The 25,869-nt window shown below is 58.9% G+C and carries 23 protein-coding genes; 13 read left to right on the top strand and 10 right to left on the bottom strand.

The window, feature by feature from the left end; translation table 11 throughout:
- The first annotated feature begins 5 nt into the window (after window positions 1-5).
- Window positions 6-578: a MarR family transcriptional regulator gene (locus tag M5J06_RS02390; protein ID WP_070520572.1), complete on the top strand. Its 573-nt coding sequence runs from the start codon at window positions 6-8 to the stop codon at window positions 576-578.
- On the opposite strand, the gene M5J06_RS02385 is transcribed toward M5J06_RS02390, so the two are convergent.
- A complete protein-coding gene (locus tag M5J06_RS02385) occupies window positions 575-1,417 on the bottom strand; it encodes a DUF3097 domain-containing protein (RefSeq protein ID WP_250223925.1) in 843 nt (280 codons plus the stop codon). The genes M5J06_RS02390 and M5J06_RS02385 overlap by 4 nt on opposite strands.
- A gap of 39 nt (window positions 1,418-1,456) precedes the next feature.
- Here M5J06_RS02385 and M5J06_RS02380 point away from each other — a divergent pair, with 39 nt between their 5' ends.
- On the top strand, window positions 1,457-2,224 hold the full coding sequence (locus tag M5J06_RS02380) for an Rv1486c family protein (RefSeq protein WP_250223864.1): 768 nt from the start codon (window positions 1,457-1,459) through the stop codon (window positions 2,222-2,224).
- Here the strand turns inward: M5J06_RS02380 and M5J06_RS02375 are convergent.
- The 3 genes from M5J06_RS02375 to M5J06_RS02365 all read right to left on the bottom strand — a co-directional run bounded on the left by M5J06_RS02375 (window position 2,221) and on the right by M5J06_RS02365 (window position 7,120).
- Entirely contained in the window at window positions 2,221-3,339 is a 1,119-nt protein-coding gene (locus tag M5J06_RS02375; RefSeq protein ID WP_154761965.1) for a ferrochelatase, read from the bottom strand. The two genes, M5J06_RS02380 and M5J06_RS02375, sit on opposite strands and share 4 nt — an antisense overlap.
- A gap of 26 nt (window positions 3,340-3,365) precedes the next feature.
- Window positions 3,366-5,279: a DIP1281 family NlpC/P60 protein gene (locus M5J06_RS02370; protein ID WP_070532878.1), complete on the bottom strand. Its 1,914-nt coding sequence runs from the start codon at window positions 5,277-5,279 to the stop codon at window positions 3,366-3,368.
- Window positions 5,280-6,643: 1,364 nt separating this feature from the next.
- Window positions 6,644-7,120, bottom strand: a complete 477-nt coding sequence (locus M5J06_RS02365) for an Rv1476 family membrane protein (RefSeq protein ID WP_070520584.1) — start codon at window positions 7,118-7,120, stop codon at window positions 6,644-6,646.
- Window positions 7,121-7,466: 346 nt separating this feature from the next.
- Between M5J06_RS02365 and can the strand changes: the two genes are divergently transcribed.
- The 5 genes from can to M5J06_RS02340 all read left to right on the top strand — a co-directional run bounded on the left by can (window position 7,467) and on the right by M5J06_RS02340 (window position 13,502).
- Complete coding sequence (can, locus tag M5J06_RS02360; RefSeq protein ID WP_210386600.1) at window positions 7,467-10,283, top strand: aconitate hydratase; 2,817 nt, start codon at window positions 7,467-7,469, stop codon at window positions 10,281-10,283.
- A 170-nt stretch (window positions 10,284-10,453) separates the two neighbouring features.
- On the top strand, window positions 10,454-11,026 hold the full coding sequence (locus M5J06_RS02355; RefSeq protein WP_070520589.1) for a TetR/AcrR family transcriptional regulator: 573 nt from the start codon (window positions 10,454-10,456) through the stop codon (window positions 11,024-11,026).
- A gap of 282 nt (window positions 11,027-11,308) precedes the next feature.
- Window positions 11,309-11,866 (top strand): hypothetical protein, encoded by a 558-nt coding sequence (locus tag M5J06_RS02350; protein ID WP_250223863.1) that lies wholly within the window; start codon window positions 11,309-11,311, stop codon window positions 11,864-11,866.
- Between the two features lie 98 nt (window positions 11,867-11,964).
- On the top strand, window positions 11,965-12,747 hold the full coding sequence (locus M5J06_RS02345; RefSeq protein WP_250223862.1) for a hypothetical protein: 783 nt from the start codon (window positions 11,965-11,967) through the stop codon (window positions 12,745-12,747).
- A gap of 257 nt (window positions 12,748-13,004) precedes the next feature.
- Window positions 13,005-13,502: a hypothetical protein gene (locus tag M5J06_RS02340; protein ID WP_246816444.1), complete on the top strand. Its 498-nt coding sequence runs from the start codon at window positions 13,005-13,007 to the stop codon at window positions 13,500-13,502.
- On the opposite strand, the gene M5J06_RS02335 is transcribed toward M5J06_RS02340, so the two are convergent.
- Window positions 13,499-14,188: an SDR family oxidoreductase gene (locus M5J06_RS02335; RefSeq protein ID WP_250223860.1), complete on the bottom strand. Its 690-nt coding sequence runs from the start codon at window positions 14,186-14,188 to the stop codon at window positions 13,499-13,501. The two genes, M5J06_RS02340 and M5J06_RS02335, sit on opposite strands and share 4 nt — an antisense overlap.
- Window positions 14,189-14,267: 79 nt before the next feature.
- Here M5J06_RS02335 and M5J06_RS02330 point away from each other — a divergent pair, with 79 nt between their 5' ends.
- From M5J06_RS02330 to M5J06_RS02315, 4 genes are all read left to right on the top strand, one after another.
- Window positions 14,268-14,537 (top strand): ACT domain-containing protein, encoded by a 270-nt coding sequence (locus tag M5J06_RS02330; RefSeq protein ID WP_070524521.1) that lies wholly within the window; start codon window positions 14,268-14,270, stop codon window positions 14,535-14,537.
- A 15-nt stretch (window positions 14,538-14,552) separates the two neighbouring features.
- Complete coding sequence (locus tag M5J06_RS02325) at window positions 14,553-15,917, top strand: PFL family protein (RefSeq protein ID WP_070564503.1); 1,365 nt, start codon at window positions 14,553-14,555, stop codon at window positions 15,915-15,917.
- Window positions 15,918-15,990: 73 nt separating this feature from the next.
- On the top strand, window positions 15,991-16,680 hold the full coding sequence (locus M5J06_RS02320; RefSeq protein ID WP_154761970.1) for a MerR family transcriptional regulator: 690 nt from the start codon (window positions 15,991-15,993) through the stop codon (window positions 16,678-16,680).
- A gap of 37 nt (window positions 16,681-16,717) precedes the next feature.
- On the top strand, window positions 16,718-17,260 hold the full coding sequence (locus tag M5J06_RS02315; RefSeq protein WP_230307856.1) for a hypothetical protein: 543 nt from the start codon (window positions 16,718-16,720) through the stop codon (window positions 17,258-17,260).
- A gap of 30 nt (window positions 17,261-17,290) precedes the next feature.
- On the opposite strand, the gene M5J06_RS02310 is transcribed toward M5J06_RS02315, so the two are convergent.
- Window positions 17,291-18,028, bottom strand: a complete 738-nt coding sequence (locus M5J06_RS02310) for a DUF2785 domain-containing protein (RefSeq protein ID WP_250223859.1) — start codon at window positions 18,026-18,028, stop codon at window positions 17,291-17,293.
- A 551-nt stretch (window positions 18,029-18,579) separates the two neighbouring features.
- Here M5J06_RS02310 and M5J06_RS02305 point away from each other — a divergent pair.
- On the top strand, window positions 18,580-19,788 hold the full coding sequence (locus M5J06_RS02305; protein WP_005297392.1) for an IS110 family RNA-guided transposase: 1,209 nt from the start codon (window positions 18,580-18,582) through the stop codon (window positions 19,786-19,788).
- 147 nt (window positions 19,789-19,935) lie between these two features.
- On the opposite strand, the gene M5J06_RS02300 is transcribed toward M5J06_RS02305, so the two are convergent.
- Window positions 19,936-21,567, bottom strand: a complete 1,632-nt coding sequence (locus M5J06_RS02300) for an ABC-F family ATP-binding cassette domain-containing protein (RefSeq protein WP_250223858.1) — start codon at window positions 21,565-21,567, stop codon at window positions 19,936-19,938.
- Window positions 21,568-21,728: 161 nt separating this feature from the next.
- Here M5J06_RS02300 and M5J06_RS02295 point away from each other — a divergent pair, with 161 nt between their 5' ends.
- Window positions 21,729-23,741 (top strand): fructose-specific PTS transporter subunit EIIC, encoded by a 2,013-nt coding sequence (locus tag M5J06_RS02295; RefSeq protein ID WP_239248646.1) that lies wholly within the window; start codon window positions 21,729-21,731, stop codon window positions 23,739-23,741.
- Here M5J06_RS02295 and M5J06_RS02290 read toward each other — a convergent pair.
- The 3 genes from M5J06_RS02290 to M5J06_RS02280 are packed head-to-tail and all read right to left on the bottom strand — an operon-like array spanning window position 23,738 to window position 25,857.
- A complete protein-coding gene (locus M5J06_RS02290) occupies window positions 23,738-24,163 on the bottom strand; it encodes a metal-sulfur cluster assembly factor (protein WP_070524254.1) in 426 nt (141 codons plus the stop codon). The two genes, M5J06_RS02295 and M5J06_RS02290, sit on opposite strands and share 4 nt — an antisense overlap.
- On the bottom strand, window positions 24,164-24,613 hold the full coding sequence (gene sufU / locus M5J06_RS02285) for a Fe-S cluster assembly sulfur transfer protein SufU (RefSeq protein ID WP_070524255.1): 450 nt from the start codon (window positions 24,611-24,613) through the stop codon (window positions 24,164-24,166).
- Window positions 24,610-25,857 (bottom strand): cysteine desulfurase, encoded by a 1,248-nt coding sequence (locus tag M5J06_RS02280; RefSeq protein ID WP_070532914.1) that lies wholly within the window; start codon window positions 25,855-25,857, stop codon window positions 24,610-24,612. Before M5J06_RS02280 ends, sufU begins: the two co-directional genes overlap by 4 nt.
- Between the last annotated feature and the right edge of the window lie 12 nt (window positions 25,858-25,869).

The following is a 25,869-nucleotide window of genomic DNA, read 5'->3' as shown; positions in this document are numbered from 1 at the left end:
TCACTGTGCTAGCTGTCCATGCCCGCTACCGCGGACGCTCGGTACGCCGCGCCGATTTGGTCCAACGATCCGCCGCCGCGCTTTCCACCCTGGAGGGAATCGGCGAGTTTGAGGTCCTTGGTGTTGAGGATATTTGCGCTGTGGCCTATTCTTCTCCGGCGGTCTGTGATGTCGTTATGGCGCTTCTCGCGGACGGTGACTGGGCCATTGGCATTGGAATTATCCCTGGCGAAGGCGCAGGTGATGCCGAAACACGCGCAGTGGCAACCGCCGCGGTAAAGGGCTCGGCGCGGGCCGGACACGTCTACGCCAAAATTGATCGGCGCGGGCGCGCTGCGGAGGCGCAGGATATTGCAGCGGCATTCGCCCTACTCGGCTTTGTGCTGCACAAGCGCACAATGGAAGGCCGTGAGGCGACATCTCTTGTACGCGGCGGGTTGAATCAGAACGAAGCTGCGGAAGAGCTGGGCATTTCCAAACAAGCGATGTCCCAGCGCCTCCAAGCGGCGGGGTGGGCAGCAGAGACGGCCGGTTGCCAGCTCGCCATCAACCTCATTGACCGAGCGAATTCGAATTAGAGCAAATCTTCTTTGCTCAATTCCGGTGTTGTGACAAAGTCGACGAGCCGCTCGACGGCGCCGATGAGCGTGGAATCGAGATCCCGGAAAGAATTCACGGCGTTGTACACGCGGCTCCACCCTTCCTTAGGATCAGACCACCCCGCGCGCTTGCAGATGCCCGTCTTCCAGTCTTCCCCATAGGGAACCTCGGGCCAGGCGCGCAGCCCTAGGCGCTCAGGCTTTACAGCCGCCCAGATATCAATGAAGGGGTGACCGGTGACAAGCACGTGCTCGCCCACCGTTTGCGTCAACCGCGTTTCCTTTGATCCTTCGACTAGGTGATCCGCGAGGATGCCCACACGGCGTCCCGGACCGGGCTGAAACTCAGCCAGGCGTTCCTCAAGGTTATCGAGTCCTTCGAGGTATTCGACGACCACACCTTCCACCCGCAGATCGTGACCCCAGACCTTTTCAACGATGGCCGCGTCGTGAATGCCTTCAACCCAAATGCGCGAAGGTGCGGCAACTTTCGCCTCAAGATTCTCCACACGGCGCGACCCGGAGTTTGACTTCCGCGGCGCCTGCTTTTCGACGTATCGCGTTAACGTCACTGGCTGCCCCTCCAACAAGAACCCCCCTTTCACGAGTTTGAATACTCGCTCATTTCCATGTCGGTCCTCGAGGCGCACGACTGGGCCCCATACGGTTTTGTCGACGCCCAATACTGCCCCTACAAAGTCATCACCTCGAACCTCGACGACCATGCCTGGTTTAGCGGGTACCTCGGGGTACTCCGGCTTCTTGTTCCGCGCATGTCCTGCAAAAATATCGCCGCCATAGGGATCTCGGGAATTCAAGCTCATAGGGGTCTACCCTATCGTCTACACTGTCCTGCCATGGATATGCGCGCCGAAGTCTGGTCCCCTGTACAAAACGTTTCTGTTTGGCTTGGTGCATGGCTATGGGGGCACGAATCCACTGATGGCTTTCTTGATGCCCTCAGCGAGCTGGGTGGTGAGCAACAAGGGGTCGAAGGAGAGCCGTTTGTTGATGTTATGTCACTTCTCCGGCGTGAAACGGCCTCCGTCATCGAGCGTGGAGAGCGCGAACCGCTGCTTCGGCTAGTTCTCTCCGGTCCTGGCGACGCGCCAGCACTTCCAGCCGGCACGGAATCGGCGCGAGCGGCGGCAGAAAATCCGGCAGGCGCAATCGTGGTGCGTACCAATAATCGGGATCGAAACCTGGTGTTGGTGCCCACCTATGCCGTGGGCGCGACACGGTGGACGGTGATTGAAGAGACTGCCCCGTTACCCTCGCCCGCTTGGCTTAGCCCGGGCGAGGCCGATGAGCTCTTGAGTACCGCGACGAATGAGTCAGCAAACCTCATCGAGGCATTGGGCTATCGCAGCGATGCCCTCCCCAATCCCCGGCTAACAGTAGGCACACTAAGCGATTTCTACGACACCCCCGGATTACCCGCTGCAGTGCCGGGGCGAGCAGCGAAGCTCTTCGCCCGCGCCGACCGCGTGGCGGCCATCATCGAGACGGTGACTGACCGCATTCAAGATCACAGTCTCGATCCGCAGCTTCTGCGCCTGTGGCGCCATATCCGCGAAGCACGCATGGCCGGCGTGGCTTATGCGCTCACCGATTTCGCGCGTTAATGCGGCTTGCGCAGAGACCAGATGTCACAACAACCTTCAGCGCAGGGTGCGCCATTGACCGTACAGCCCTGAACGGTAACCTCACCGAGTGAAGCAGGTTCAGCGTCATGCTCTAGCTCCTCGATGAGGTCCACGATGAGCGAGGCAAAACGCGCAGATGGGCCGGCGGTGCGGGTGCGATAGACGCTGACGCCCATTTCCTCAGCGGCTTGCTGAAGTTCAGTATCGAGATCCCAGATGACCTCCATGTGATCGGAGATAAATCCAATTGGGCACACGACAACGCTGTCGACACCATCTTCCTCATGGATTCGCGTGGTGTGGTCGACAATGTCCGGTTCCAACCACGGGGTGGCTGGGTTTCCTGAACGGGATTGCCACACTAGGTCATAATTCTGGACCCCGGCAGCCTTGGCTACGAGCCGTGCAGCCTCCGCTACCTGGCGGGAATAGATATGCTTATCGCCTTCTGCTCCCCCAACAGCATCGTGTGCCGATGGCACTGAATGCGCAGTAAAAAGCATGCGGGTGCTAGCCAGCTTGTCTTCCGGCACCTCCGCATAAGCCTCGCGGACGGCTGCGGCCATCTCCTCGATGAACTTGGGGTGATCGAAGAATTGGCGCAGTTTGGTGAAGTTCATGTCGGGCAGTTGCTCGTCCTCGAGGTGCTTGCGCAATGCAACGATGTCCTCGTTGTACTGGCGGCAAGCACTGTAGCCACCCCAGGCGGAGGTAGCGAATACGGCGACGTTGCGCACACCATCGGCGGCCATCTGCTCGACGGCTTTTGTCCCAAACGGGTACCAGTTACGGTTACCAAAATAGACCGGTAGATTATGTCCGCGTTCCTTCAGCTCCGCGGAAACATTAGAAATAATCTCTCGATTTAGCGCATTAAGCGGACTAATGCCGCCTAGGCGGAAATAGTGTTCCCCGACGACTTCGAGCCGCTCGCGCGGGATGCCACGCCCACGGGTAACGTTCTCCAAAAACGGGACGACCTCCTCGTTTCCTTCCGGGCCACCGAAGGAAAGAACGAGGAGGGCGTCAAATGAGGAGGGCACCGAATCGGTGCCGCGGGTGTTGCCCTGGGCAGTACGCAGTGTGTCAGTCATGCAGCCCAGTTTAGCAACGGGCTGAACTAGATCAGTCGCACGGCATAGGGTGCCATGCCGGCTTGTCGTACTGGGGAGATGCTGACGTTTTGACCGGACTGCGGAGCTTCGACCATGGTGCCGTCACCAAGATAGATTGCCACGTGCTGATTTCCGCTCGGGCCGTAGAAGACAAGGTCGCCTCGCTGCATCTCGCTCGGGGAAATCTTGGTTCCCTTCTGATACTGGTAGCCGGTGTAATGCGGCAGGGAAATGCCGACGCCAGCAAAGGCATAGAGCACCAGCCCAGAACAGTCGAAGCCGACCTTGTTGTAGTCGCCATAAGAGTCAGCGACGCCGCCGTCGCGAATGCCCTGTGTAGGACCGTTGGCATCGCCACCGCCCCAGGCATAAGGAACTCCTACTTGAGACGTCGCACGCTCGATCACGGTCTCGATCTTCGCTTCGCGGGAGGCATCGCCCAGTGAAGCGGATGCCTTCTTCGTCACGCTATCGGTGGTGTCAAGTTCCTCCAGGACACCGGAAACATCGGACTCAAGGGAATCCTCGTCATCAGTTGCGTTCGCTGCATCGCTATCGGACGTCTCCGTGGAATCCGTCGCTTCCCCAGCGCTGTCTTGCCCACCCTGGAGGGCAAAGAGCTTGGAAGAGCCTTCCGCCAGAGCATCGATTTCCTCTTGGCTCAAGCTGTTATTGTGGTCCGGCTGAGATGCGGCCACCATCGAGGCCACTGTTCCCACCGCTTCAATGCCAAGCGCTACGGTTTCCGCATCGATTCCGTTCGGATCGAACGAGCTGGAGCTACCGCCCTGGGAGTTCTCGGCGTGGCCTTCAGAGGAGTTGGCCGTGCTTGTCGACGACAACTCTTGCACGTTCGGATCGGAAGCCACAGTGCTTGCGGCGCTAGAGAGCTCTTCCAATTCGTCTGCAGAGGCAGAAGCCGTCGACGGCTGCGATTGAAGCGTGGGGTTCTGTGCCTCAGAGCCGGAGGGGCCGGCCACGGTGGACGCTGTGGACTCGGCGGTCGGCTCCGTGCTGGCTGGTGTCGAGTGCCCCGCAGCGGGCGGTGAGGATACCGTCGATGGGCCGTCGGCAGGAGTTGCGGCACTAGACTCAGAACGACCCTGTGCAGAATTAGTCCCGGCCCGCTCCTTGACCTTAGATCCAGCTGTTGGGCTTGACACACCTTCTCCGTCCAGACCCTTGGCTTGATTTAGCGCCTTGTGAAGAGATGAGAGTTGGGAAAGCAGATCCTCGCGTTCGGACGTAGATTCCTCAATAGAAGCCTCGGACGCGGAGAGTTGCTCGCGCGCGGCAGCCTCGGCATCGGCCGCCCGGTCCGCACGTTCCTCGGCCAGTTGTTGGGTCTTCCGCAGCTGGGATTCCTTGTTCGCCTTTTCCGTGCGCTGCTTCTCCAAGTCGCTAACGACGGCCTGCTGCTTCTCAGACTGCGAGCGAAGGTAGGACTGGCGCTCCAGCATGTCCGAACGCGCGTCTTTTCCTGCCGCATGGGAGACGGCATCGGAAGTATTGGCTCGGCGGTAGGCGGAACGGGAGACCTCATCCAGCTTGGCCTGGGCATCGGCGACATCCGCTTGTGCGTCGTCAAGCTGCTCGCGCGCCGTCGTTGTTCCTTGGCGCGCTTGGTTTGCCTTAGTGCGGGCGTCGTTGAGATCGACCAGCGCACGGTTGACGGTTTCGCGCTGCGCACCTATGGAGGCTTCCGCTTGTGCGATGCGCTCCTCAATCTGGGCGATTGCGCCCGCGAGGTCTGCGATGGATGGGTTGTCGGAGGATAGCAGGGATTTGATGTTGATCTGCTCAGGTTCCGCAGCCACTGCAGGAGTGAGCGCGGAGACAGTAGACAAGGCGGCGGTGGTCGCTATGGCAGCGCACGCTGCCTTAAAGCGCCGAAAGCCGAAAGATGATGTGGTGGCCACGAGGGTTATCTCCTAGACACCTACCCCGGAGATGTCACGCACGTTGCGTAGACGAGCTTGCCGGACATCGAGACCTGGAGGTGACGAGTTGGACGAGCAAAAGAAACAGCGGTGTGTACGTAGCTAGTCTCGCCTTCAAGCAGGATGAGGCGGCAATCGATTTCCCAATGGGAATAGTGGACTTAATAAGGCTTGCGCCCGGAATTGACCGGGATACGCGAACGCGGCTTGCCCCTGAAGAGCTCTTTGCTCTCTACGCCACGAAATGCCGAATAGACGGGGCGGCATTTTCTCTTATAGAGGCGGCAGGGAAATCTGCGGGGCGTCTGGCGTGTGCACCAACATCACGTCGAACCGTGCGTCATAGCTAGCCACACCGCACTCGCATGGTGCTCGTTGGGCTCACGGAGAGCGGCGCCGAGTATGGCTGCACGATCCGACGACGAAGGGACACACACCCATATTCAGGCTCGAGGTCCTGCGTCGGTTCCTCCTCGCTCGGCGCCGCGCTCGTGGAGGGCACTTCCGCGGTCCTTAGTGGCGCACGCGTAAGCACTCACAGCTGGCACCCAACCGGAAACCGATGGAACTCATGGCCATCACAGCCCTCGATGAGGGCGTGCGAATGAAGTGTATGAAGCCTCTTCCACTCGGGAGGTAGGTGTTTCGATATCTAAAAGGTTGAACACTGGTACCGACTGCGTCGAGAAAACTGCATTGCTACGCGCATCGCTAGCGCGGTGCGACGGTCATCCACCAGGCGGTGAACCCCAACGGTCCTCTTCGCTCGCGGCGTGCTTCCCCACATACCCGTGCGACAAATCAGTTGAGAGTCAAGGCTTGGTCCATGAACGTATGGAGCAATAGTCAACCCGTGAGTCGATACGTGAACCATACGTCACCGACACGCCATCTCGCACACTTTTCCCATCTTTCACATCAGCCACGGAAAACCACAAGGCGTTACAGGCGCACCTAACCTGCAATGACTTTGTTATCAATGTGTGACTGTGACGTTGCTCACTCTTCCCCGGAGTGCAAACCTCTCCCCCCTGACTATCGCTGTGGATTGCGGCCCTGGGCCTGCCGCAGAAGCTTCGATTGTTCCCAGTGGAACCTGTCTTCTGGGGCGCAGGAAACGCTCCATTTCGGGACTGGAGAGAACCGAAGTATTCGTCGACTTAAGGTGCCCGTGCGGCATCCGATGTGGTCGCTGCGTGGGCCATATTCCTAGGGCTCTTACGCCCTCTCAACCACTCCCCCGTTGCAAAAGTCAAGTCTTAGTGGTTGATATTCGCCACTTCCCTACCCCTGTGGTGGGTGTGGCGCATGTTTAGCGGAATTCACTCGGCGACCTCGATCGCTTAGTTTCTGGCCGTGTCAGCTTTCTGTGTAGCGGCTCGAAATCCCGCCCAGCCCGCAATTGCCGCTACGAAGAAAAACAACGTCAAGATTGCCAGCCATGGCGTTGAAAAATGATCTGCAGTTGCATAGAAATCATTCAGCAAAGTTACCTGATCGAGTCCAGTTGGCAGCGAATCCTCGGCTGCCTCAATGGATGCCCGAGCATAAGAATTACTGACTGCGGACACCCGCATTGGCGCTTGGAGAATCACGGTATCGAGTCCCGTTTGTTCTTGAAGGGTTGTCGCCAGGTCGCGCAGATCGGGAATTTTGTCGGGGAAGACATCTACCACTGCGATGCCATGGTTGGGCTGGAGGGAGTCTGCGATGTGGACCTGGAGGTCGGCGTCTTGCGCCAGCTCTGGGTTGGAGAACGCTACACCGTCGGCCGAGAGCTGATCTGCAATGTCGTCTACATCTACGCCCGCCGGGATCATCCGCCACTCCTTAATCTCTATGGCCGTTAATGCTTGGTGGCACAGTCTTCTGTCCAAACACGATTCGGAGGTTTGTCCCCCGGATTCCCGATCGAGCCTAAACCTCGGAGCGTGGGCGAGGCCGGTGACTCGCCGCTACCCCCGAAATGTAGGAAACAGAACGCCCGTACTGTTATGCTGGTGTCGACCGAGGGTTCTTGCATCTACAATAGATACGGAACATTCGCGTTCTGAGATCGCCGATACACCTGGCTCCATGTGGTTGCTAGGGCATATCGGCAAATTCGATGAACCTTCGACCAGTGTTCGATAACCCACAAGCGAAAAGCAAGGAATGGAGCTCCTTATGACTGAAAGCCTGAACTCCTTCGGCGCCAAGAAGACTCTTGAGGTCAACGGTAAGTCCTATGACTACTTTGACATCAATGCAGTCGAGGGCCTGGAGAAGCTTCCTTACTCCCTCAAGGTCCTGGCTGAGAACCAGCTGCGCTACGAGGACGGGAAGAACGTAACCAAGGATCACATTAACGCTTTGGCCAACTGGGATCCGTCCGCTGAGCCGGATACCGAGATCCAGTTCACCCCGGCCCGCGTTCTGATGCAGGACTTCACCGGCGTCCCCTGCGTGGTCGACTTGGCAACCATGCGTGAGGCTATCGCCACCCTCGGCGGCAAGCCGGACCAGGTGAACCCGCTCAACCCGGCCGAGATGGTTATTGACCACTCCGTCATCGTAGAGGCTTTCGGCTCCACCGAGGCTTTGGAAAAGAACGTCGAGATCGAGTACGAGCGCAACCAGGAGCGCTACCAGTTCCTGCGCTGGGGTGCCGAGAACTTCTCCAACTTCCGCGTTGTTCCTCCGGGAACCGGAATTGTCCACCAGGTAAACATTGAGTACCTCTCCCGCGTGGTCTTCGACAACGATGGTGTTGCCTACCCGGATACCTGTATTGGTACCGACTCCCACACCACCATGGAAAACGGCCTGGGCATCCTGGGCTGGGGCGTTGGCGGCATCGAGGCCGAGGCTGCAATGCTGGGCCAGCCGGTGTCCATGCTGATCCCGCGCGTCGTGGGCTTCAAGCTCACCGGCGAGATTCCGACCGGTGTGACCGCTACCGACGTGGTGCTGACCATCACCGAGATGCTGCGCCAGCACGGTGTGGTTCAGAAGTTCGTTGAGTTCTACGGCAACGGTGTCAAGTCCGTGCCGCTGGCCAACCGCGCCACCATCGGTAACATGTCCCCCGAGTTCGGTTCCACCGCTGCGATCTTCCCGATCGACGAGGAGACCATCAAGTACCTCGAGCTCACCGGCCGTCCGCAGGAGCAGATCGATCGCGTCGAGGCTTATGCCAAGGCTCAGGGCATGTGGCTCGAGCAGGACGCTCCGGAGGCACAGTACTCCGAGTACCTCGAGCTGGATCTGTCCACTGTTAAGCCGTCCATCGCCGGCCCGAAGCGCCCGCAGGACCGCATTCTCCTCTCCGAGGCAAAGGAGCAGTTCCGCAAGGATCTGCCGACCTACGCTTCCGGCGAGGTTGTTGCAGACGAGTCCACCATCGAGGCAAAGCGCATGACCTCCGAGGGCGGCGACGAGAATGCTCTCGTCGACGTTACCGGTGGCCTGAACAAGTCTCGCGCAGGCGAAGGCGAGTCCGCAGCCAAGGGCGGCTCCGGCCGCCAGTCCAACCCGGTTACCGTCACCTCCCCGAACGGTGGTGAGTACACCCTGGACCACGGCATGGTTGCTATCGCTTCCATTACCTCCTGCACCAACACCTCTAACCCGTCCGTCATGGTTGGCGCTGGCCTCATCGCACGTAAGGCTGCTGAAAAGGGCCTGAAGTCCAAGCCGTGGGTCAAGACCATTTGTGCCCCGGGTTCCCAGGTTGTTGACGGCTACTTCCAGCGCGCAGACCTCTGGAAGGATCTGGAGGCGCTTGGCTTCTACCTCTCCGGCTTCGGCTGCACCACCTGTATCGGTAACTCCGGCCCTCTGCCGGAGGAAATCTCCAACGCCATCAACGAGCATGATCTGGCTGCTACCGCGGTGCTGTCCGGCAACCGTAACTTTGAGGGCCGCATCTCCCCGGACGTCAAGATGAACTACTTGGCCTCCCCCATCATGGTCATTGCATACGCTATTGCTGGCACCATGGACTTCGATTTCGAGACTCAGGCGCTGGGTCAGGATCAGGACGGCAACGATGTCTTCCTCAAGGACATCTGGCCTTCCCCGAAGGAGATCGAGGACACCATCCAGCAGGCCATCTCCCGCGAGCTCTACGAGGCTGACTACGCCGACGTGTTCAAGGGTGACGACGCATGGCGCAACCTGGACGTTCCGGAGGGCGAGACCTTCAAGTGGAACGAGGATTCCACCTACATCCGCAAGGCACCGTACTTCGACGGCATGCCGACTGAGCCGGAGCCCGTTCAGGACATCAAGGGCGCTCGCGTCCTTGCTAAGCTCGGTGACTCCGTGACCACCGACCACATCTCCCCGGCTTCCTCCATTAAGCCGGGTACCCCGGCCGCTCAGTACCTGGATGCCAACGGTGTGGAGCGCCAGGACTACAACTCCCTCGGTTCCCGTCGCGGTAACCACGAGGTCATGATGCGCGGTACCTTCGCCAACATCCGCCTCCAGAACCAGCTGGTCGACGTCGCCGGTGGCTACACCCGTGACTTCACCCAGGAGGGCGCACCGCAAGCCTTCATCTTCGATGCCTGCGAGAACTACAAGGCAGCCGACATTCCGCTGGTTGTCCTTGCTGGTAAGGAGTACGGCACCGGTTCCTCCCGTGACTGGGCTGCTAAGGGCACCAACCTGCTTGGCGTGAAGGCTGTCATCACTGAGTCCTTCGAGCGTATTCACCGCTCGAACCTCATTGGCATGGGCGTCATCCCGCTGCAGTTCCCGGAGGGCGAGTCCCACGAGTCCCTGGGCTTGGATGGCACCGAGACCTTCGATATCGACGGCATCGCAGCCCTCAACGAGGGCGGCATTCCGAAGACGGTCCACGTGACCGCCACCAAGGAGTCCGGCGAGACCGTTGAGTTCGATGCCAAGGTTCGCATCGACACACCTGGTGAGGCCGACTACTACCGCCACGGCGGCATTCTGCAGTTCGTTCTGCGCCAGATGGTCAAGGCCTAAATCAGCCTTGTCCGACATGCGGGGTAGCCAACAATGGGCATCCCCCGCATAGCTAGGCAGGAGGCCAGCTAGCAACAAGGAGTGCTGGCTGGCCTTTCTGTTTCCTAACCATTAACTACTTCTATCCCCCGTCTATCCACCGCCGTGCTTTAAGGAGCGAGATTCCAGCCATGCCAATTATGAGCGACTCTGAACTTCATCGCCGCCGCAATGACATCTTGGTTGGTGCTCGAAAGTGTTTTGCTGAGCACGGCTATGACGGGGCTACAGTTCGCCGCCTTGAAGAAGCCACCGGTAAATCGCGGGGCGCAATCTTTCACCACTTTGGCGATAAGGAGTCCCTCTTCCTTGCCTTGGCACGCGAAGACGCCGCCCGCGAAGCTGAGGTCGTTGCCAACAACGGTCTGGTTGAGGTCATGAGTGAAATGCTGCGCCACCCGGAGCGCCATGACTGGCTGGCCACGCGCCTTGCCGTCACCTCGATGCTGCGCACCGATCCCTCTTTCGCCGCGCGCTGGCACGAAGAACAGCAGGTTCTGGATAAGGCAGTCCGCGCCCGCTTGGAGTCCAACGCCGAAAAGGGGCGGCTGCGCGATGACGTCTCCATCGACACCCTCGTGACATACTTGGAGACCTTCATGGACGGTTTTATCAACCGCCTAGCACTCGGTGACACGAAGAATTTAGAGCAGGTGTTGTCCTTAGTCGAGCAATCGATTCGCGGCTCCCGCGCCGAACACTAAGTGTTTAGCACTCAGAGTCTGAGTGTGATTGGCGCTACACTGTGGCCCATGGACCATACACCTCTACAGCTTCCGCGGACGCAGTGTGGAATTAGTCTGAACGCCACACCCCGGCTTGCTCCGAAAGAACAGCGCGCCCACGATGCTCAGCCGAACCCGAGAATAGATAGTTCAGGGCTCCGCGAGGTCATCGAGGAGGCAGGGCCTCAGCCAGGGCGCCTCACGTTCAGGGAAGTCTCCGTCTGGGCATTTATCGGTATGGTTGGGCTGCTTATGTGTACCATGTCGTTTTCATTCTTCGCTGGTGGCTTTGGTCCTCCGCGAGTCAGCTTCTCAGACGTAGGTATATTTGCGCTGATCCCAGTCATTATTTGTTTCGTCAGCCTGGTGTTTTTCGTTATAGGTCTACGGAATATTCTCAAGGAAGTCGGTAACGCGCGGCGTCTGCGAACTGCGTGGCGCAACGGCTGGGTCGAATACCGTCCCGCTCTCATCGGTGAGTTGGTTTACCTACGCAGCAAGACCGAAGGTCCCGAAGACCGTGAACGGACCTATTTCTATTACTCGGCGCCCCTTTTGTTCCTTCAGCCAGATGGCAGACTAGCGAAGGCCATGTCCGGTGAGTTCCGCGCTGCGAATCCAAACTGGCTGAGATCACGGGGCGCCGCGCTCGCTGAGGGCTCCCGGCTAGCAACCGTGGATACCGCGCACAATAATGGATGGACCGTCGCGGCTTACCGCGCTGATGGATCAAGTTCGGAGGCGGAACTATCCAGCGGTCTCACCAGCGGCCAACTTGATGCCGTGCTCCAATTCGCTGAACAGCGGTGGGTGCGCTAGCTCTCCCAATTAAGACTGAGTTCCTTCCGTTGGGGGCTAGTCCCCAGCCGCCGATGGTCACCGAGAAAATGGAGACCACGACCATTAAGCTGTGATCCATGACTCACTCGCCTTTGCAGCTGCCCCGCACTCCGCTGAAGCTTCCTTCTTCAAGTGCAGGATCCCTCGCGCCTAAGGATTTGAAGGATCACGATCAGCACCCCAACCCAAACATGGATCGCAGCGGCATCCGCGAGGCTATTAATAGCGTCGGGTCTCCGATCGGCCAATCCAATCTCGGCATGGTCATCGTTGCTTCCTTTTTCATCTTCATTGGCGGTTCAGCGCTACTCTTCTCGGTGGCTCACACGCTCTTTATATCAGTCCTGTTTCCCGGAGCCGGAGGAACGATTGGGAATATTCCGATAGCCAGCCTTATCACTGGAGCTGTAGCCCTCGTGTTCGTCTTCGTTGGAATCTTGATTTTGCGGGGGCGCTTGGGTTCCACAACAAGGCTTCGCACCGCGTGGGAGAATGGCTGGATCGAGTACCGCCCCGCACTGATCGGCGAGCTGACCTATAAGCGCCGCGTTGATTACGACGACAAGACCGACTATTACTACACCGCCCCGATACTGATCTTGCAGCCGGACGGCTCATTGACGAAAAGCATGACCGAGGAATTCATTGCTCCAAACCCGAACTGGCTGAAGCTGCGTGGCCGGCTGCTTGCCGACGGTCCCCTCGTCGCCACCGTGGACTTCAACCACAACAACGGATGGGGTGTAGTGGGATACCGGGTAGATGCAGATAAACCGCAGCCAGAACTGCACAATGGTCTGCGCCAAAAGAACATTGAAGCAGCACTGTCTTTTGCAGAGCGGAACTGGGTAAGAAGTTAGTGATAAGAATGTCTGACCACGCTTTAGCACCATTCGACTTCCCGGAACACCACTACTCCGAGAGACTCATTCCCCGCACTCGGAGTTCTGTGTCCGCCCCGAACTTGAGATCAAGCACATCTAGCATCGCTCGCGCGATCGCAGCGGCTGGGCCACTCCCAGGCGGGGCCGCACCTGAATGGCGAAGTCTACGGAACAACCTCATCACGGCGGTAGTGGGCCTAGCTATCGCACTATCAGCCTTTATCGGCGAAGATATGTCTATTAGTTCCGGATGGCAGGGATTGGCCGTTGCGGTCTTTGTTCTCTTCCTCGTCGTGGCGGCCGGTCGGAACATTCGAGCAATTCGGAGCTCTACGTGGGGTGCTCGCCGCCTACGGACGGCGTCGGAAAATGGGTGGATCGAGTATTATCCCGCGCTGCTTAGTGAGATCTGGCAAACAGGTCGACACGTGCCGCACGCTGATCCCACCGAGTACTACTACAAGGCGAAAGTGCGCATTTTCCTTCCAGATGGCACAGTTCAAGAAATCATCAGCGATGAGTTTGAGTCCCACACTTCTCCCCGCTCCTTCCGGGAGCAGGGTGTGGCCGTGGTACGGTTCCAAAGCCAAGCGACGTTCAAGCACCCCACAGGGTGGTATATCGCGGCCCACCTGTCCACAAAGCCACTTCGTTATGCGAGCCTCCACCACCAACTGAGCAGAGAGCAGGTCATCGCCGCGCTTGACGCGGCGGCATCCGCTCGATTTTAGATATCCTTCACGCTGCCATCGCCATCGATGAACTCTAGCGGCGAAGTCGGGAAGCTTTCGCGGCCGGCGACCTCGGTGACCACCTCAGCGACAAGCTCTCGGGAGGTTGTCAGCTTACCGGTGCGCTCTGCGTCCTTATCTAGCACGGTGATGCCGCGCGAAGGCTCCTCCGTCAGGGCTGCCGGGCCAAGGATGAGGTAATTGAGGTCGGTGGAGTTGAGCTTGTTGTCCACCTCCTTCTTCGACTCCACGTAGGCGTACCACTTCTCATCCGCAGGATCGGTCGTGTTCTCCGTGGCACCCATGTAGGAAATCATGATGTAGGCGGGAGTGTTCTTGCCCTCGGCAGAAAGCTTTTCCAGACCCGCAATAGATGCCAGCGCCGCATCACGGTCGACCGCCCACGTCACCTCCGCACCAGCACGGCCACCATTTCCGGCGCCCCACACGACGACGTCATAGTCAGCCAAAAGCTCTGCCCAGTCCTCAACAGAAAGCTCGGTGAGATCGCGCACCACCGCGGTGGCACCGAGGGCCTCAATATCAGAGACCTGGTCCGGGTTGCGGATGAGGGAATGGACGGTGAGGTTGGCGTCGACAAGCTTGGGCGCCGTCAAAAGCCCAACCTTGCCGTGGCCGCCAATGTACAGAACCTTCTTGCGTGCAGTTGTTGTCGTATCAGTCATGTGCGCCACCGTACGCGCCGGCTCGCTATCCTGCATGACCCCAGGGCAGCGTGAAAAACCCACGGGCTACAATCAAACTATGATCGCCATCATGACTGTTACCGGTGTTGATAACACCGGAATTATCTCTGCCGTTTCCACCGCCCTCGCTGAGCTCAAGATCAACATCGTTGACGTCTCTCAGACCCTCATGTCTGGGTACTTCACGATGATCCTGCGCGTCGAATTCGATGAGAATGAGGTCAGCATCCAGCAGATTCAGGAGCGGATGAATACCGTCGGTGAGTCCATCAAACAATCCATTCGCGTGCAGTCGGAAGCACTGTTCACCGCCATGAATGAGATTTAGGAGCGAAAATCAGTCATGCTTAATCGCTTCAACACCGTCAGTATTCTCGACACCATCGAGATGATCGAGAAATACCGCCTCGATATCCGCACCGTCACCATGGGGATTTCGCTGCTCGGCTGCACGCGCTCCACCATGGAAGCTACCGCAGAGGCCGTTTATGATCGCGTGACCACCCGGGCGGCTCAGCTCGTGGAAGTCTGCGAAGGGATCGAGGCCGAGCTCGGCATCCCGATCGTCAACAAGCGTATTTCCGTCACACCGATCTCACTTATCGTGGCTGGCGTCGAAGGAAACCCGGTCGACGTCGCCCGTGCACTGGATCGCGCCGCTGAGACGACAGGTGTTAACTTCGTCGGCGGCTACTCCGCACTGGTTGAAAAGGGTGCCACCACCGCGGAGAAGACACTCATCCGCTCTATCCCGGAAGCGCTGGCTGAGACCAACCTGGTGTGTTCCTCGGTGAATATCGCATCCTCGCGCGCCGGCATCAACATGAACGCCGCAGCGCAGATGGGACGCATCATCAAGGAAGCTGCCGAACTCACCAAGGACCGCAGCGCCATCGGCTGTGCCAAGCTCGTGATCTTCTCCAACTCCGTGGGCGATAACCCCTTCATGGCCGGTGCCTTCCACGGTATCGAGGAACCGGACTGCGTTGTCTCCGTCGGTGTGTCTGGTCCTGGCGTTGTCGACCGTGCTCTCGGATCCTTGGAGGGTGCCACCCTTAATGAGGTTGCCGAGGAGGTCAAGAAGGCCGCCTTCAAGGTCACGCGTGCCGGACAGCTCGTTGGTTCGATGGCCTCGGAGCGCCTCGGTGTTCCCTTTGGCATCATCGACCTCTCCCTCGCTCCCACCGCGGAACTGGGAGATTCCGTCGCGCACATCCTGGAGCACATGGGCTTGGATCAGGTGGGCACACACGGAACGACGGCAGCCCTCGCACTGCTTAACGACGCCGTGAAGAAGGGCGGCATGATGGCCTGCTCCCGCGTGGGCGGTCTGTCCGGTTCCTTCATCCCGGTTTCGGAAGACAAGGGCATGATCGATGCGGTGCGCACCGGCGCTATTTCCATCGACAAGCTGGAAGCCATGACCTCTATCTGCTCGGTGGGCTTGGACATGATCGCCATTCCGGGTGATACTTCCGCGGAGACTATTGCCGGCATGATTGCTGACGAAGCCGCCATTGGCGTGATGAACCATAAGACGACCGCAGTGCGCGTTATCCCCGCCCCTGGTACCAAGGCTGGCGATGAGGTCAACTTCGGCGGCCTGCTGGGCTACGCTCCGGTCATTCCGGTCAATGAGGTGGGCAACTCCACCTTCATCAACCGCGGTGGCTTTATCCCGGCGCCGGTACACGGATTCCGAAACTAAAAGCCTCAGCAACTCGGATTAGTTTTCACCAAGCACTTGACCCTCACACTATGTGAGGGTTTAGCTTTGTCCTATGAAGATATCGGACGTCGCCGCGGTCGCTGGATGCTCAGTTCGTTCTGTACGACATTTACACGAGACGGGCGCGGTCCCTGAACCCGCCCGCACCAGCGGGAACTACCGCGACTATTCTGTTTCTGACTTGGCTTCGGTGCTGCGCGCGCGTGCGCTTATCGACGCCGGAGTCCCCGTCGCCGACGTAAATCTGCCGGATGCTATCGATCGTTCATGCGGCGTGCTCGACGATCGCATCGCTCGGCTCAAGAACCAACGTGAACGCTTACGCGCCCTTGCCCAAGCACCCAACGGGACTCCACGAGACATCCGCGAATCACTCAAAGAGGCGATCCATGATCCCGCAATGCTGCAGCTCGAGCTTGATTCTTGGGATCTGATGGCGCTGTGTGGTGTCGCAACGAAACGAACCTGGCAACAATTGCGCGAGAACCTTGAAGACGCCGAATGCTTGAGAGTCCTCCGCGACGTTGAATCGCTGTGGCGTGAACTTGGTACCCTGTCCCCGAATGATCGCGGGGTCGCGGTAATCGTCGCCAAGCTGCAGCATTTAGGCGAACGCGGCCTCATGCGGGGAATCTATCCTACGTTGCGCCCAGGTAAGGTCCCGCTGAGCGCCACCGATGCACCGACAACTGGTGCACAGGGCAGAGCGCTCGCGGCACTGGCGGGAGCGCCACATGGATAGGATATGGAGATTCCTGGGAAAGCATCCTGGATTCCGATTGGCAAAGTATGAACTTAGCCTCTACCGCGATTTGTGGCTTTGGATACGCGGCGAGACTTTGCTGCCTGCCGGTGCTCAGGCACTTCCCCACCCTCCGGGCAGGCTGCAAATACTTGGTTTTGTCACCGCGGTGTTGGTGGTTGAAATGGTAGTCGTCCACCTGATTCTCCCCACAGGTGTGGTGCGGGTTGTGGCGCTACTGCTGTCACTGTGGGCCATCATCTTCGTGTGGGGGTTGATTGCCGCTGAGCGCATTCGCCCCAGTTATATATCCGACGATGTTACCGTTTTGCGGCGCGGAAGAACTGTCTTCGCTGAGATACCAACTGCCATTGTGCAGAATAAGAGCGTTGACCGCAGTTTTGCCTCAGAGATCGAAATACGCGATGGCGAGCTGACAGTAGGCGGCCCCGCAGGCACGGACACCCTCCTGCAGCTGAGCGCGCCTGTTATGGCCACTCCGGATCGCTATCCCTGGCAGCGGCCCCAGCCGATGGAGGTTGATAGGGTGCGCTTCTTTAGTGCTGCGCGCGAACATTAAATGGCGCTTTCACTGGTGGAAAGAGAATACTTATGCGCCGGCGTTGCGAAGTTTCTCTTCGAGTTCCGCTATTAGAGGTAGTGCTAGTTGCGCGCGGTCAACGTCGATTCCCCATTTCTCGGGTTCACTACGCACCATGTGCGCTGTGGCAGTGAGAAAGCGGGCGAAGTTTTCCACTACCGCGCGATTACCATTGCGCACTCCCTCGTTGAGGACTGTATTGCTCAGGCGCTCAGTCCATATTTCTAGAATGTGCGGCGAGGTGCTCTTAGCAATCGCCGTGCACGCAGCACGCGCTAAGCGTTCTGCCTCATCGTCGTGCCACACTCCCCCTGGGACGCGCAGGCGGCAAGAAATAATTGCCGCGCCTTCCACGGCAGGAATCATCCCCATGCGCACGCAGGTTTCCACGTAGTCCGCGCCGTAGCCGACCGCCATGACGTGTCCGATGTCCTTGACTACGCCACGCGTGTCTTCTTCAGTGACATACCATGCGCGGAAGGTGAGATAGTCCTCGTAATGACAGTGGCCAGACTCAGCGAGAACAGTGAGTAAACGCGCGGCCATGACCTTGGTCCACACCTTGTCCGTGCGCAGGTAACCGGTGAGGCGATCCCGGACCTGGTCGATGTGGCCATCCCACTGACCTGACTCAATACCTTCCTTAAGCTCGGCAAAGGCCCAGTCCACACGGACTTCAGGCCGCTTGCTCACCAAACCGGTAAGCAGTGGTTCAATGACAGAATCGAGGGTATCGGTGTGGCTCATGGCTTCAGTCCTCTCCTGCTGCAGCACGGCTGGGGTCGTAGCGCTACTAGACCCTTGTGCGTGGGATGCCGGAAGGACCCAAGAAAAGAGCCTTGAGCGGTGCGTGAGTGTGCCCCCGATTCTAGCGCACTATAGGTTTTATGGAAGGCCACGAAGTACCACGGTGACCAGAAGAACATAGAGCGTTGCCGTTGCCGATTCTGGGGCTAGGAGCTAGCCCCCATTACGTTGTTGGCAGTTCCGCTTGAAGGAACTCAGGATTCGTACTCCTAGCCCCATGCTGGGGCAGGTTATGTTTGTCTGCGTTCCTTCTGCCTTGGGGCAGTGGAACTAGTCGCTGGCTTCGGTATGGCTTGTTTTCGTCCCTGTCTGAAAATGATCCGGGGGGGTGATGCCGCCGAAGGCAGTGGCATACTCCAGACTGCTAATAGGAACCTGACCCGCACAGAATGTGCGAGGTCTCAAAGTAATGTGGATGCCAGCGTGAAGTATGTCCGACCACCAGCGATGAAATAAGTCCCATACTCATTCAATTCGCTAGGAGGTCTGGCATGACCTACGACTATGTCATCGGCATGGACGTCGGTAAATACTTTCACCACGCTTGCGTCTTAGATATCGACGGCACCCAGGTGCTATCTAAGCGCATCAACCAAAACGAAAAATCCCTGCGCGCACTGTTTTCAGCGTTCAGCGCACACGACCACAAGGTCCTTGTCGTCGTGGACCAGCCCAATAACATTGGTCGACTAACTGTCGCGGTTGCTCAAGAACTCGGGATCGACGTGCGCTACCTTCCCGGTTTGGCTATGCGTCAACTCTCGCGCATCCACGCTGGCAATGCCAAAACTGATATCCGGGACGCCTATATCATCGCCCACGCTGCAAAGAACCTTCCGGAATCCCTCCGCAGCGTCGACCGCGTCGAAGAAGCCTTCCTCCAGTTGAAGGTCCTCAACGGTATCGACGAAGATTTAGCGCGCTCCTACACCAGGCTCATCAATCAGATTCGAAGTGCACTAGTAGGCTGCTACCCGCAATTCGAACAGGCCCTTCGCGGTCAGATAATTCACCGCAAGTGGGTTCTGCACCTACTTGCACGCTACGGCGGACCGACCAAGATAAAACGCCTCGGAAAGGCCAAGGCAACTGCCTTCGCTCGACGCTATAAGGCACGCAATCCTGAACCTGTCCTCGATGCCATTTTCGCTGCCATCTCTGAGCAAACAGTTGCCATTGCTGGTGCACACTATGCCGAAATGGGCGTAGCAATGTCGGCGAAGGACGCGCTTTTAAAGCTCGAGCACCGCACACAAATCGAGCAGGAAGTCATCGAGCTCATCAACGACATCCCCCACACTCAAATCCTGCTATCCATGCCAGGAATCGGACCAAAGACGGCAGCACAAATTCTCATGACCGCGGGCGACATGACCGACTTCCCGACAGCTGGGCACCTAGCCTCTTACGCTGGCTTATCACCTCGGACAAACCAGTCCGGGACCTCGATCATGTCGAACTCACTGAACCGAGCTGGCAATAAAAAATTAAAGAACGCCCTATGGCAATCATCTTTTGCATCCATCAGATTCCATGAGCGTTCCCGGCAATTCTATGAACGAAAGCGCCGTGAAGGCAAGAGACACAACGCCGCAGTAGTAGCACTAGCCCGCAGACGGCTCAACGTCCTCTACGCCATGATGCGCAACCACAAGCACTACCACGATCCCGCACCATCACAGGAAGACCTAGCAGCCTAGACACTAAGAGTAAAGATAGCCGACCGGGTAAAATCCCAGTCGGCTAGCAGCCATGCCCGAAAACAACACGACCAAACAACCCCGCAGAGAGAATCCGCCCCCAATTTCTCCACCCGCTAGGTTGACAACCTATATAGGAACACCCCCCTAGGCTAACTCAACGATCTCCATGTATTCGTCGTTCCACAGATCCTCGTCGCCGTCGGGCATGATGATGACACGCTCTGGGTTGAGGGCCTTTACCGCGCCTGGATCGTGGGTTACCAGAACCACGGCTCCGGTATAAGTACCGAGCGCATCGAGAACCTGCTCGCGGGACTGGGGGTCGAGGTTGTTCGTGGGCTCGTCGAGAAGCAGCACGTTTGCGCGCGAGGACACCAGCGTCGCCAGAGAAAGTCGAGTTTTCTCGCCACCGGAGAGCGTGCCGGCGGGCTGCTCCAGCTTGTCCCCGGAGAACATAAAGGCGCCGAGCAGACCACGCAAATCCTGCTGGCCTGCATCGGGGCAAGCCTCGATGGTGTTTTCCCACACGGTCTTGTCTGGGTCAATGTTGTCGTGTTCCTGGGCAAAGTAGCCGATGCGCAAACCATGGCCGGAGACAATACCGCCCTCACCGTCGGTGCGCTCCACGCCGGCCAGCAGTTTCAGCAGGGTCGTCTTTCCGGCACCGTTATAGCCCAGCACGACGACGCGCGAGCCCTTGTCAATGGCCAAGTCCACGCCGGCGAAGACCTCGAGCGAGCCATACATCTTGGTCAGGCCCCTCGCGTTCATCGGGGTCTTACCGCAGGGAGCCGGCTCCGGGAACTTGATGTGGGCAACCTTGTCGGCCACACGCACGTCATCGAGCTCGTTCATCATGCGCTCAGCGCGGTGCAGCATCTGCTTAGCTGCTGCGGCCTTCGTCGCCTTAGCGCCGAGCTTTGCGGCCTGCTTGTGCAGGGCGGCCGCCTTCTTCTCCGCGTTGGCGCGCTCACGGCGGCGGCGGGCCTCATCGGTCGCGCGGGCATCGAGGTACTTTTTAAAGCCCATGTTGTAGACATCCGCCTCGGCGCGCACGGCGTCGAGGAACCAGACCTTGTTGCAGACGGCCTCGAGCAGGTCCACGTCGTGCGAGATCATGATGAGTCCGCCCTCATGCTTGGACAAGAAGCCGCGCAACCAGGTGATGGAATCTGCGTCGAGGTGGTTCGTGGGCTCGTCGAGAAGCAGCGTGGTCTGGGACTTGCCGGAGCCAGCTGACGCCGCGAAAAGAATCTGCGCTAACTCCACGCGGCGGCGCTGGCCACCGGAGAGCGTCTTGAGCTGCTGATCTAGGACGCGCTGCGGGAGGCCAAGGTTGTCACAGATCTGCGCGCACTCGGAATCCGCCTCGTAGCCGCCGAGGGAATGATATTCCTCTTCCAAGCGGGAGAACTTGCGGATGGCCTTATCGCGGAACTTGTCGTCCGTGGCCGTCTCCATGAGCTCCTGCTGCTTGGCCATGCGCTGCTTGATCTCATCCAAGCCGCGCGCAGAGAGCACGCGCTCACGCGCGGTCTGTTCGATGTTGCCCTCGCGAGAATCCTGCGGCAGGTAACCAATGGGGCCAGAGCGCGTTACCGAACCGCCATAAGGCTCGGTCTCCCCCGCCAAGATGCGCATCGTCGTGGTCTTTCCCGCGCCGTTGCGGCCGACCAGCCCGATGCGGTCACCCGGCTGTACACGGAGGTGCTGGCCGGGGGCGTCGAGAAGCGTGCGTGCGCCCACGCGCACCTCGAAATCATTGGTCACAATCACGTCGAAACAGTCTAGCAACCAGGGCAGTTAAACCCGAACCAGCGGCAGGGCGCTGATCGACGTAAAGCTAACGGTACGGAGGATAAGTCGTCTGGGAATTCGTGGCCCGGATTCGGCGCGCTTGACCTATACAAGATGAAAGATGTGCCTACATTGACTTCATGAGTACATCAGCCACATCGAAACCGCCATTAATCCTCGCGATTACCGCCTGCCCAACTGGTATTGCGCATACCTACATGGCGGCTGAAAACCTCGAGGCCGCTGCCGCGGAACTTGGTTACCGGATCAAAGTTGAGACCCACGGCTCAATCGGTGTCGAAGGCACCTTTAGCGCTAAGGACATCGAAGAAGCCGATGCCATCGTAATTGGCGCCGACACTGTGATTGCCAAGGATCGTTTCCGCGGCAAGCGCTTGGCAGCAACGGGCGTCGATGAAGCTATTAAGCACCCAAAGGAGCTCCTCCGCCGTTCGCTGTCCGCGTCGAAATGGGAAGAAAAGCTTTCTGCCGAAGAGCCGAAGGGATCTCAGCGCGAGGACAGCTCCGGCAGTGCCCATGGCGCGCGCGCCGTGGGACAGACCCTCTATAAAGCGCTGATGAACGGCGTATCCCACATGATCCCGTTCGTGGTGACCGGCGGTCTCCTCATCGCAGTAGCACTGTCAATTGGAGGAACCCCGACGCCCGAAGGCCTTGCAATTCCCGAGGATTCCTTCTGGAATACGCTGAACGAGCTGGGTGGTTTGGCCTTTTCACTCATGGTGCCGATTCTTTCCGGCTATATCGCAGTGGGCATTGCGGACCGTCCTGGGTTGGCGCCTGGTCTGATTACTGGCCTCATCGCTACGACTGGATCACTCTACGGATCTGAAGCCGGTGCCGGGTTCTTAGGAGGTATCGTCACCGGCATCCTGTCCGGCTATGTGGCGCTAGGGATCAAGAAGATTCCGGTGAACAAATACATCGCCCCGATTTGGCCGATCATCGTTATCCCGATTTTCACCACCCTCATTGTGGGTCTTATCTTCATTTACCTGGTCGGCTCACCGATAGCTGGTGCATTTGAAGCCATGACCGAGTACCTCGCAGGAATGCAAGGCTCCTCTGTCGTTGTGCTTGGCCTCGTTATCGGAGCGATGATCGCGTTTGACATGGGCGGCCCCTTCAACAAGACAGCGTTCCTCTTTGGTGGAGGCATGATTGCCGCTGGTAATGCAGCCCCTATGGGAATGGCCGCTACCGCTATCGCTGTACCGCCATTGGCGGTGGGCGCTGCCACCCTTGCCCGCCGTGCCTGGTTTAATAAGGCCGAAAAAGACGCCGGTATCGCCGCGCTTTTCATGGGGCTATTCGGCATTACGGAAGGCGCAATTCCCCTTGCCGCTGCACGCCCTCTGCAGGTCATTCCGGCGAACGTCATCGGCGGTGCGGTTGCCGGTGGTCTAGCAGGCGCATTCGGAGTTAAAGACCATGTCATGCACGGCGGCCCCATCGTCGCAGTGCTCGGTGCTGTCGACAACGTCGCGGGCTTCTTCGTGGCATTGCTTATTGGCGTTGTCGTCTGTGCATCAGTCATGCTCCTATTAATCGCACTTACTCAGCATAAGAAAACGACAGAGAAGAATGAGAGCAAGAGCGACCAGGGCGCTGCGGACAAAGCTTCAGCAAACGCGGCGGAAAGCTCGCATCTGGGACAACCACTGCTGTCTATCGAAACGGTGAGCCTCGACCACAGTCTGGGCAGTACTCGCGACGAAACCATCGAAGCACTAGTGCGGCTAGTTTCTCCTCGCCTTGCTGATCCTTCTGCGGTGCTCACAGCGGCTCTTGAGCGCGAGACGAAGCACTCTACCGGCGTGGGCCATGGCGTGGCGATCCCGCACGCCCGTTCAGCTGGCGTGAAGGTTCCTACCTTGGCTTTTGCACGTCTTTCCGAAGCAATCACGTGGGCACAGGGTGAGGAGCCCACAACGATGGTGTTCCTCATTGCCGTGCCAGACGACGCCGGCAAGCAACACCTCAAACTGCTTTCCAAGCTGGCACGGGCAATCATGAAGGAGGACTTCCGCGTTCGCCTTCAGTCCGCTACAACCCAAGAAGAAGCCGTCGATATCATCTCCTCGGCGCTGGATCCGGCGTCCTTGCCCACTGTGGGGCAGCGAAACGATTAGACCGCGAAGCCGAGGGCCTGGAGCATCTCGCGGCCCTCTTCGGTGATCATGTTCGGGCCCCACGGCGGCATCCACACCCAGTTGAGCTGGACGGCGTCGGCAAGCTTGTTGCCCACGACGACGTCGTCGATCTGCTCACCAATGACGTCAGTCAGCGGGCACGCCGGGGACGTCAGCGTCATGTTGATGACGCAGGTGTTCTTGCCGTCAATGTCCTCGAGCCAGAGGTCGTAGACCAGGCCCAAGTCAACAACGTTGATGCCCAGCTCCGGATCGATGACGTCCCGGAGGTATTCGGTGATGTCGAATGCCTTGGCAATCTGCTCTTCGGTCTGTTCAGGCTTTACTCCGCCGCCGGCGAAGGAGGCGTTCTCGTCCTGATACGGGTCGGTCGGCTGGCTATCGTTAGTGGTATCCGCCATCTACTTCTCCAATTCAGTCAGCGCCTGCGCGGTGGCAGCCTGGAAGGCCTTCCACCCCAGCAGCGCGCACTTAACACGGGCAGGGAACTTGGCCACGCCGGCAAAAGCGACGCCATCCCCAATGATCTCGTCGTCTCCCTCAATTTCGCCGCGGGAAGTCACCATGCGGTCAAACTCCTCGAGCTTGGCGTTGGCCTCCTCCAACGGGATGCCTACGATTTCTTCCGCCATGACGGAGGTCGAAGCCTGCGAGATGGAGCAGCCTTCAGCGTCGTAGGACACGTCCTCCACAGTTTTGCCGTCGGCCGACAGCTTCACGCGCAGCGTGATCTCATCGCCGCACGAGGGGTTAACGTGGTGAACCTCAGCCTGGCCATCGCGCAGGCCGGAGAATTTCGGGTTCTTATAGTGGTCCAGGATCACATCCTGGTACATGGAATCTAGGTTCATTCGCTCACTCCAAAGAAAGCACGGGCAGCCCGCACCGCCTCTACGAGGGCGTCGACCTCGTCCTCAGTGTTGTACAGGTAAAAGCTAGCGCGTGCGGTCGAATTAGCCTTGCACGCGCGGTGCAGTGGCCACGCGCAGTGGTGACCAGTTCGGATGGACACTCCATGAGCATCAAGCACCTGGCCCAAATCATGCGGGTGGATGCCCTCCACGATGAAGGAGACCGCTCCCCCGCGATCCTCGGTGTTTTCGGGGCCGATGATGCGTAGACCAGGAATCTCGGAAAGCTTGTCCAAAGCCAATGCGGTGAGCTTCTGCTCGTGGGCGTGAATGGCCTCCATGCCCACTTCGCTCAAAAACTTTACCGCGGCCCCCAGACCAACGACCTGGCTGGTCATCTGAGTTCCGGCCTCGAAGCGAGTCGGCGGCTCGGCAAAGGTCGAGCCCTCCATCTTGACCACCTCGATCATGGAACCGCCAGTAAGGAAGGGCGGCAGCTGTGCCAGCAGCTCCGCCTTGCCGTAGAGCACACCGACGCCGGTTGGGCCGCACATCTTGTGCCCAGAGAACGCAGCGAAGTCCACGTCGAGAGCGTGGAAGTCCACCGTCATGTGCGGAACGGACTGGCATGCGTCCAGAACCACCATCGCGCCTACAGCGCGGGCACGGCGCACCAGTTCCTCGACGGGGGCCACGGCTCCCGTCACGTTGGACTGGTGGGTAAAAGCCACGACCTTGACGGAGTCATCGAGCTCGAGCGAATCAAGATCAATGCGGCCGTCCTCAGTCATGGAGTACCACTTCAGCGTCGCGCCAGTGCGCTGGCACAGCTCCTGCCATGGCACCAAGTTCGCATGGTGCTCCAATTCGGTGACGACGACGGTATCGCCCTCGCCGACATAAAGCTGACCCGCGCGCTCATCGCTAAGCACGTAGGCGACTTCATTCAACGCCTCAGTGGCGTTCTTGGTGAAGGAAATCTCATCGCGGTCCGCGCCAACGAAAGCGGCAATGGCCTGGCGGGCGGACTCATACGCGTCATCGGCTTCCTCCGCCAACTGGTAGGAGCCGCGGTGCACCGGCGCATTGGTGCCGAGTACGAACTCCTCCTCAGCCTTCCACACCGGGAGGGGACGTTGCGAGGTCGCACCCGAATCCAGGTACACCAGTGGCTTACCGTCGCGCACGGTGCGCGAGAGGATGGGGAATTGCTCCCTGATCGCATTAACGTCTAGTTCAGACATAGGTCCTTGTGC

The sequence above is a fragment of the Corynebacterium intestinale genome, assembly GCF_023574125.1.
Lineage (GTDB): Bacteria > Actinomycetota > Actinomycetes > Mycobacteriales > Mycobacteriaceae > Corynebacterium > Corynebacterium hesseae.
Note: the sequence above shows the minus strand (reverse complement) of the source record. Positions and strands in the feature narration are given on the sequence as shown.

Bases quoted from the DNA above. Each gene is read 5' to 3' on its own strand.
- M5J06_RS02380 (WP_250223864.1), top strand. From the start codon at position 1,457: ATGGATATGCGCGCCGAAGTCTGGTCCCCTGTACAAAACGTTTCTGTT.
- M5J06_RS02375 (WP_154761965.1), bottom strand. From the start codon at position 3,339: ATGACTGACACACTGCGTACTGCCCAGGGCAACACCCGCGGCACCGAT.
- M5J06_RS02365 (WP_070520584.1), bottom strand. From the start codon at position 7,120: ATGATCCCGGCGGGCGTAGATGTAGACGACATTGCAGATCAGCTCTCG.
- can (WP_210386600.1), top strand. From the start codon at position 7,467: ATGACTGAAAGCCTGAACTCCTTCGGCGCCAAGAAGACTCTTGAGGTC.
- M5J06_RS02355 (WP_070520589.1), top strand. From the start codon at position 10,454: ATGCCAATTATGAGCGACTCTGAACTTCATCGCCGCCGCAATGACATC.
- M5J06_RS02350 (WP_250223863.1), top strand. From the start codon at position 11,309: ATGTCGTTTTCATTCTTCGCTGGTGGCTTTGGTCCTCCGCGAGTCAGC.
- M5J06_RS02345 (WP_250223862.1), top strand. From the start codon at position 11,965: ATGACTCACTCGCCTTTGCAGCTGCCCCGCACTCCGCTGAAGCTTCCT.
- M5J06_RS02340 (WP_246816444.1), top strand. From the start codon at position 13,005: ATGTCTATTAGTTCCGGATGGCAGGGATTGGCCGTTGCGGTCTTTGTT.
- M5J06_RS02335 (WP_250223860.1), bottom strand. From the start codon at position 14,188: ATGACTGATACGACAACAACTGCACGCAAGAAGGTTCTGTACATTGGC.
- M5J06_RS02330 (WP_070524521.1), top strand. From the start codon at position 14,268: ATGATCGCCATCATGACTGTTACCGGTGTTGATAACACCGGAATTATC.
- M5J06_RS02325 (WP_070564503.1), top strand. From the start codon at position 14,553: ATGCTTAATCGCTTCAACACCGTCAGTATTCTCGACACCATCGAGATG.
- M5J06_RS02320 (WP_154761970.1), top strand. From the start codon at position 15,991: ATGAAGATATCGGACGTCGCCGCGGTCGCTGGATGCTCAGTTCGTTCT.
- M5J06_RS02310 (WP_250223859.1), bottom strand. From the start codon at position 18,028: ATGAGCCACACCGATACCCTCGATTCTGTCATTGAACCACTGCTTACC.
- M5J06_RS02305 (WP_005297392.1), top strand. From the start codon at position 18,580: ATGACCTACGACTATGTCATCGGCATGGACGTCGGTAAATACTTTCAC.
- M5J06_RS02295 (WP_239248646.1), top strand. From the start codon at position 21,729: ATGAGTACATCAGCCACATCGAAACCGCCATTAATCCTCGCGATTACC.
- M5J06_RS02290 (WP_070524254.1), bottom strand. From the start codon at position 24,163: ATGGCGGATACCACTAACGATAGCCAGCCGACCGACCCGTATCAGGAC.
- sufU (WP_070524255.1), bottom strand. From the start codon at position 24,613: ATGAACCTAGATTCCATGTACCAGGATGTGATCCTGGACCACTATAAG.
- M5J06_RS02280 (WP_070532914.1), bottom strand. From the start codon at position 25,857: ATGTCTGAACTAGACGTTAATGCGATCAGGGAGCAATTCCCCATCCTC.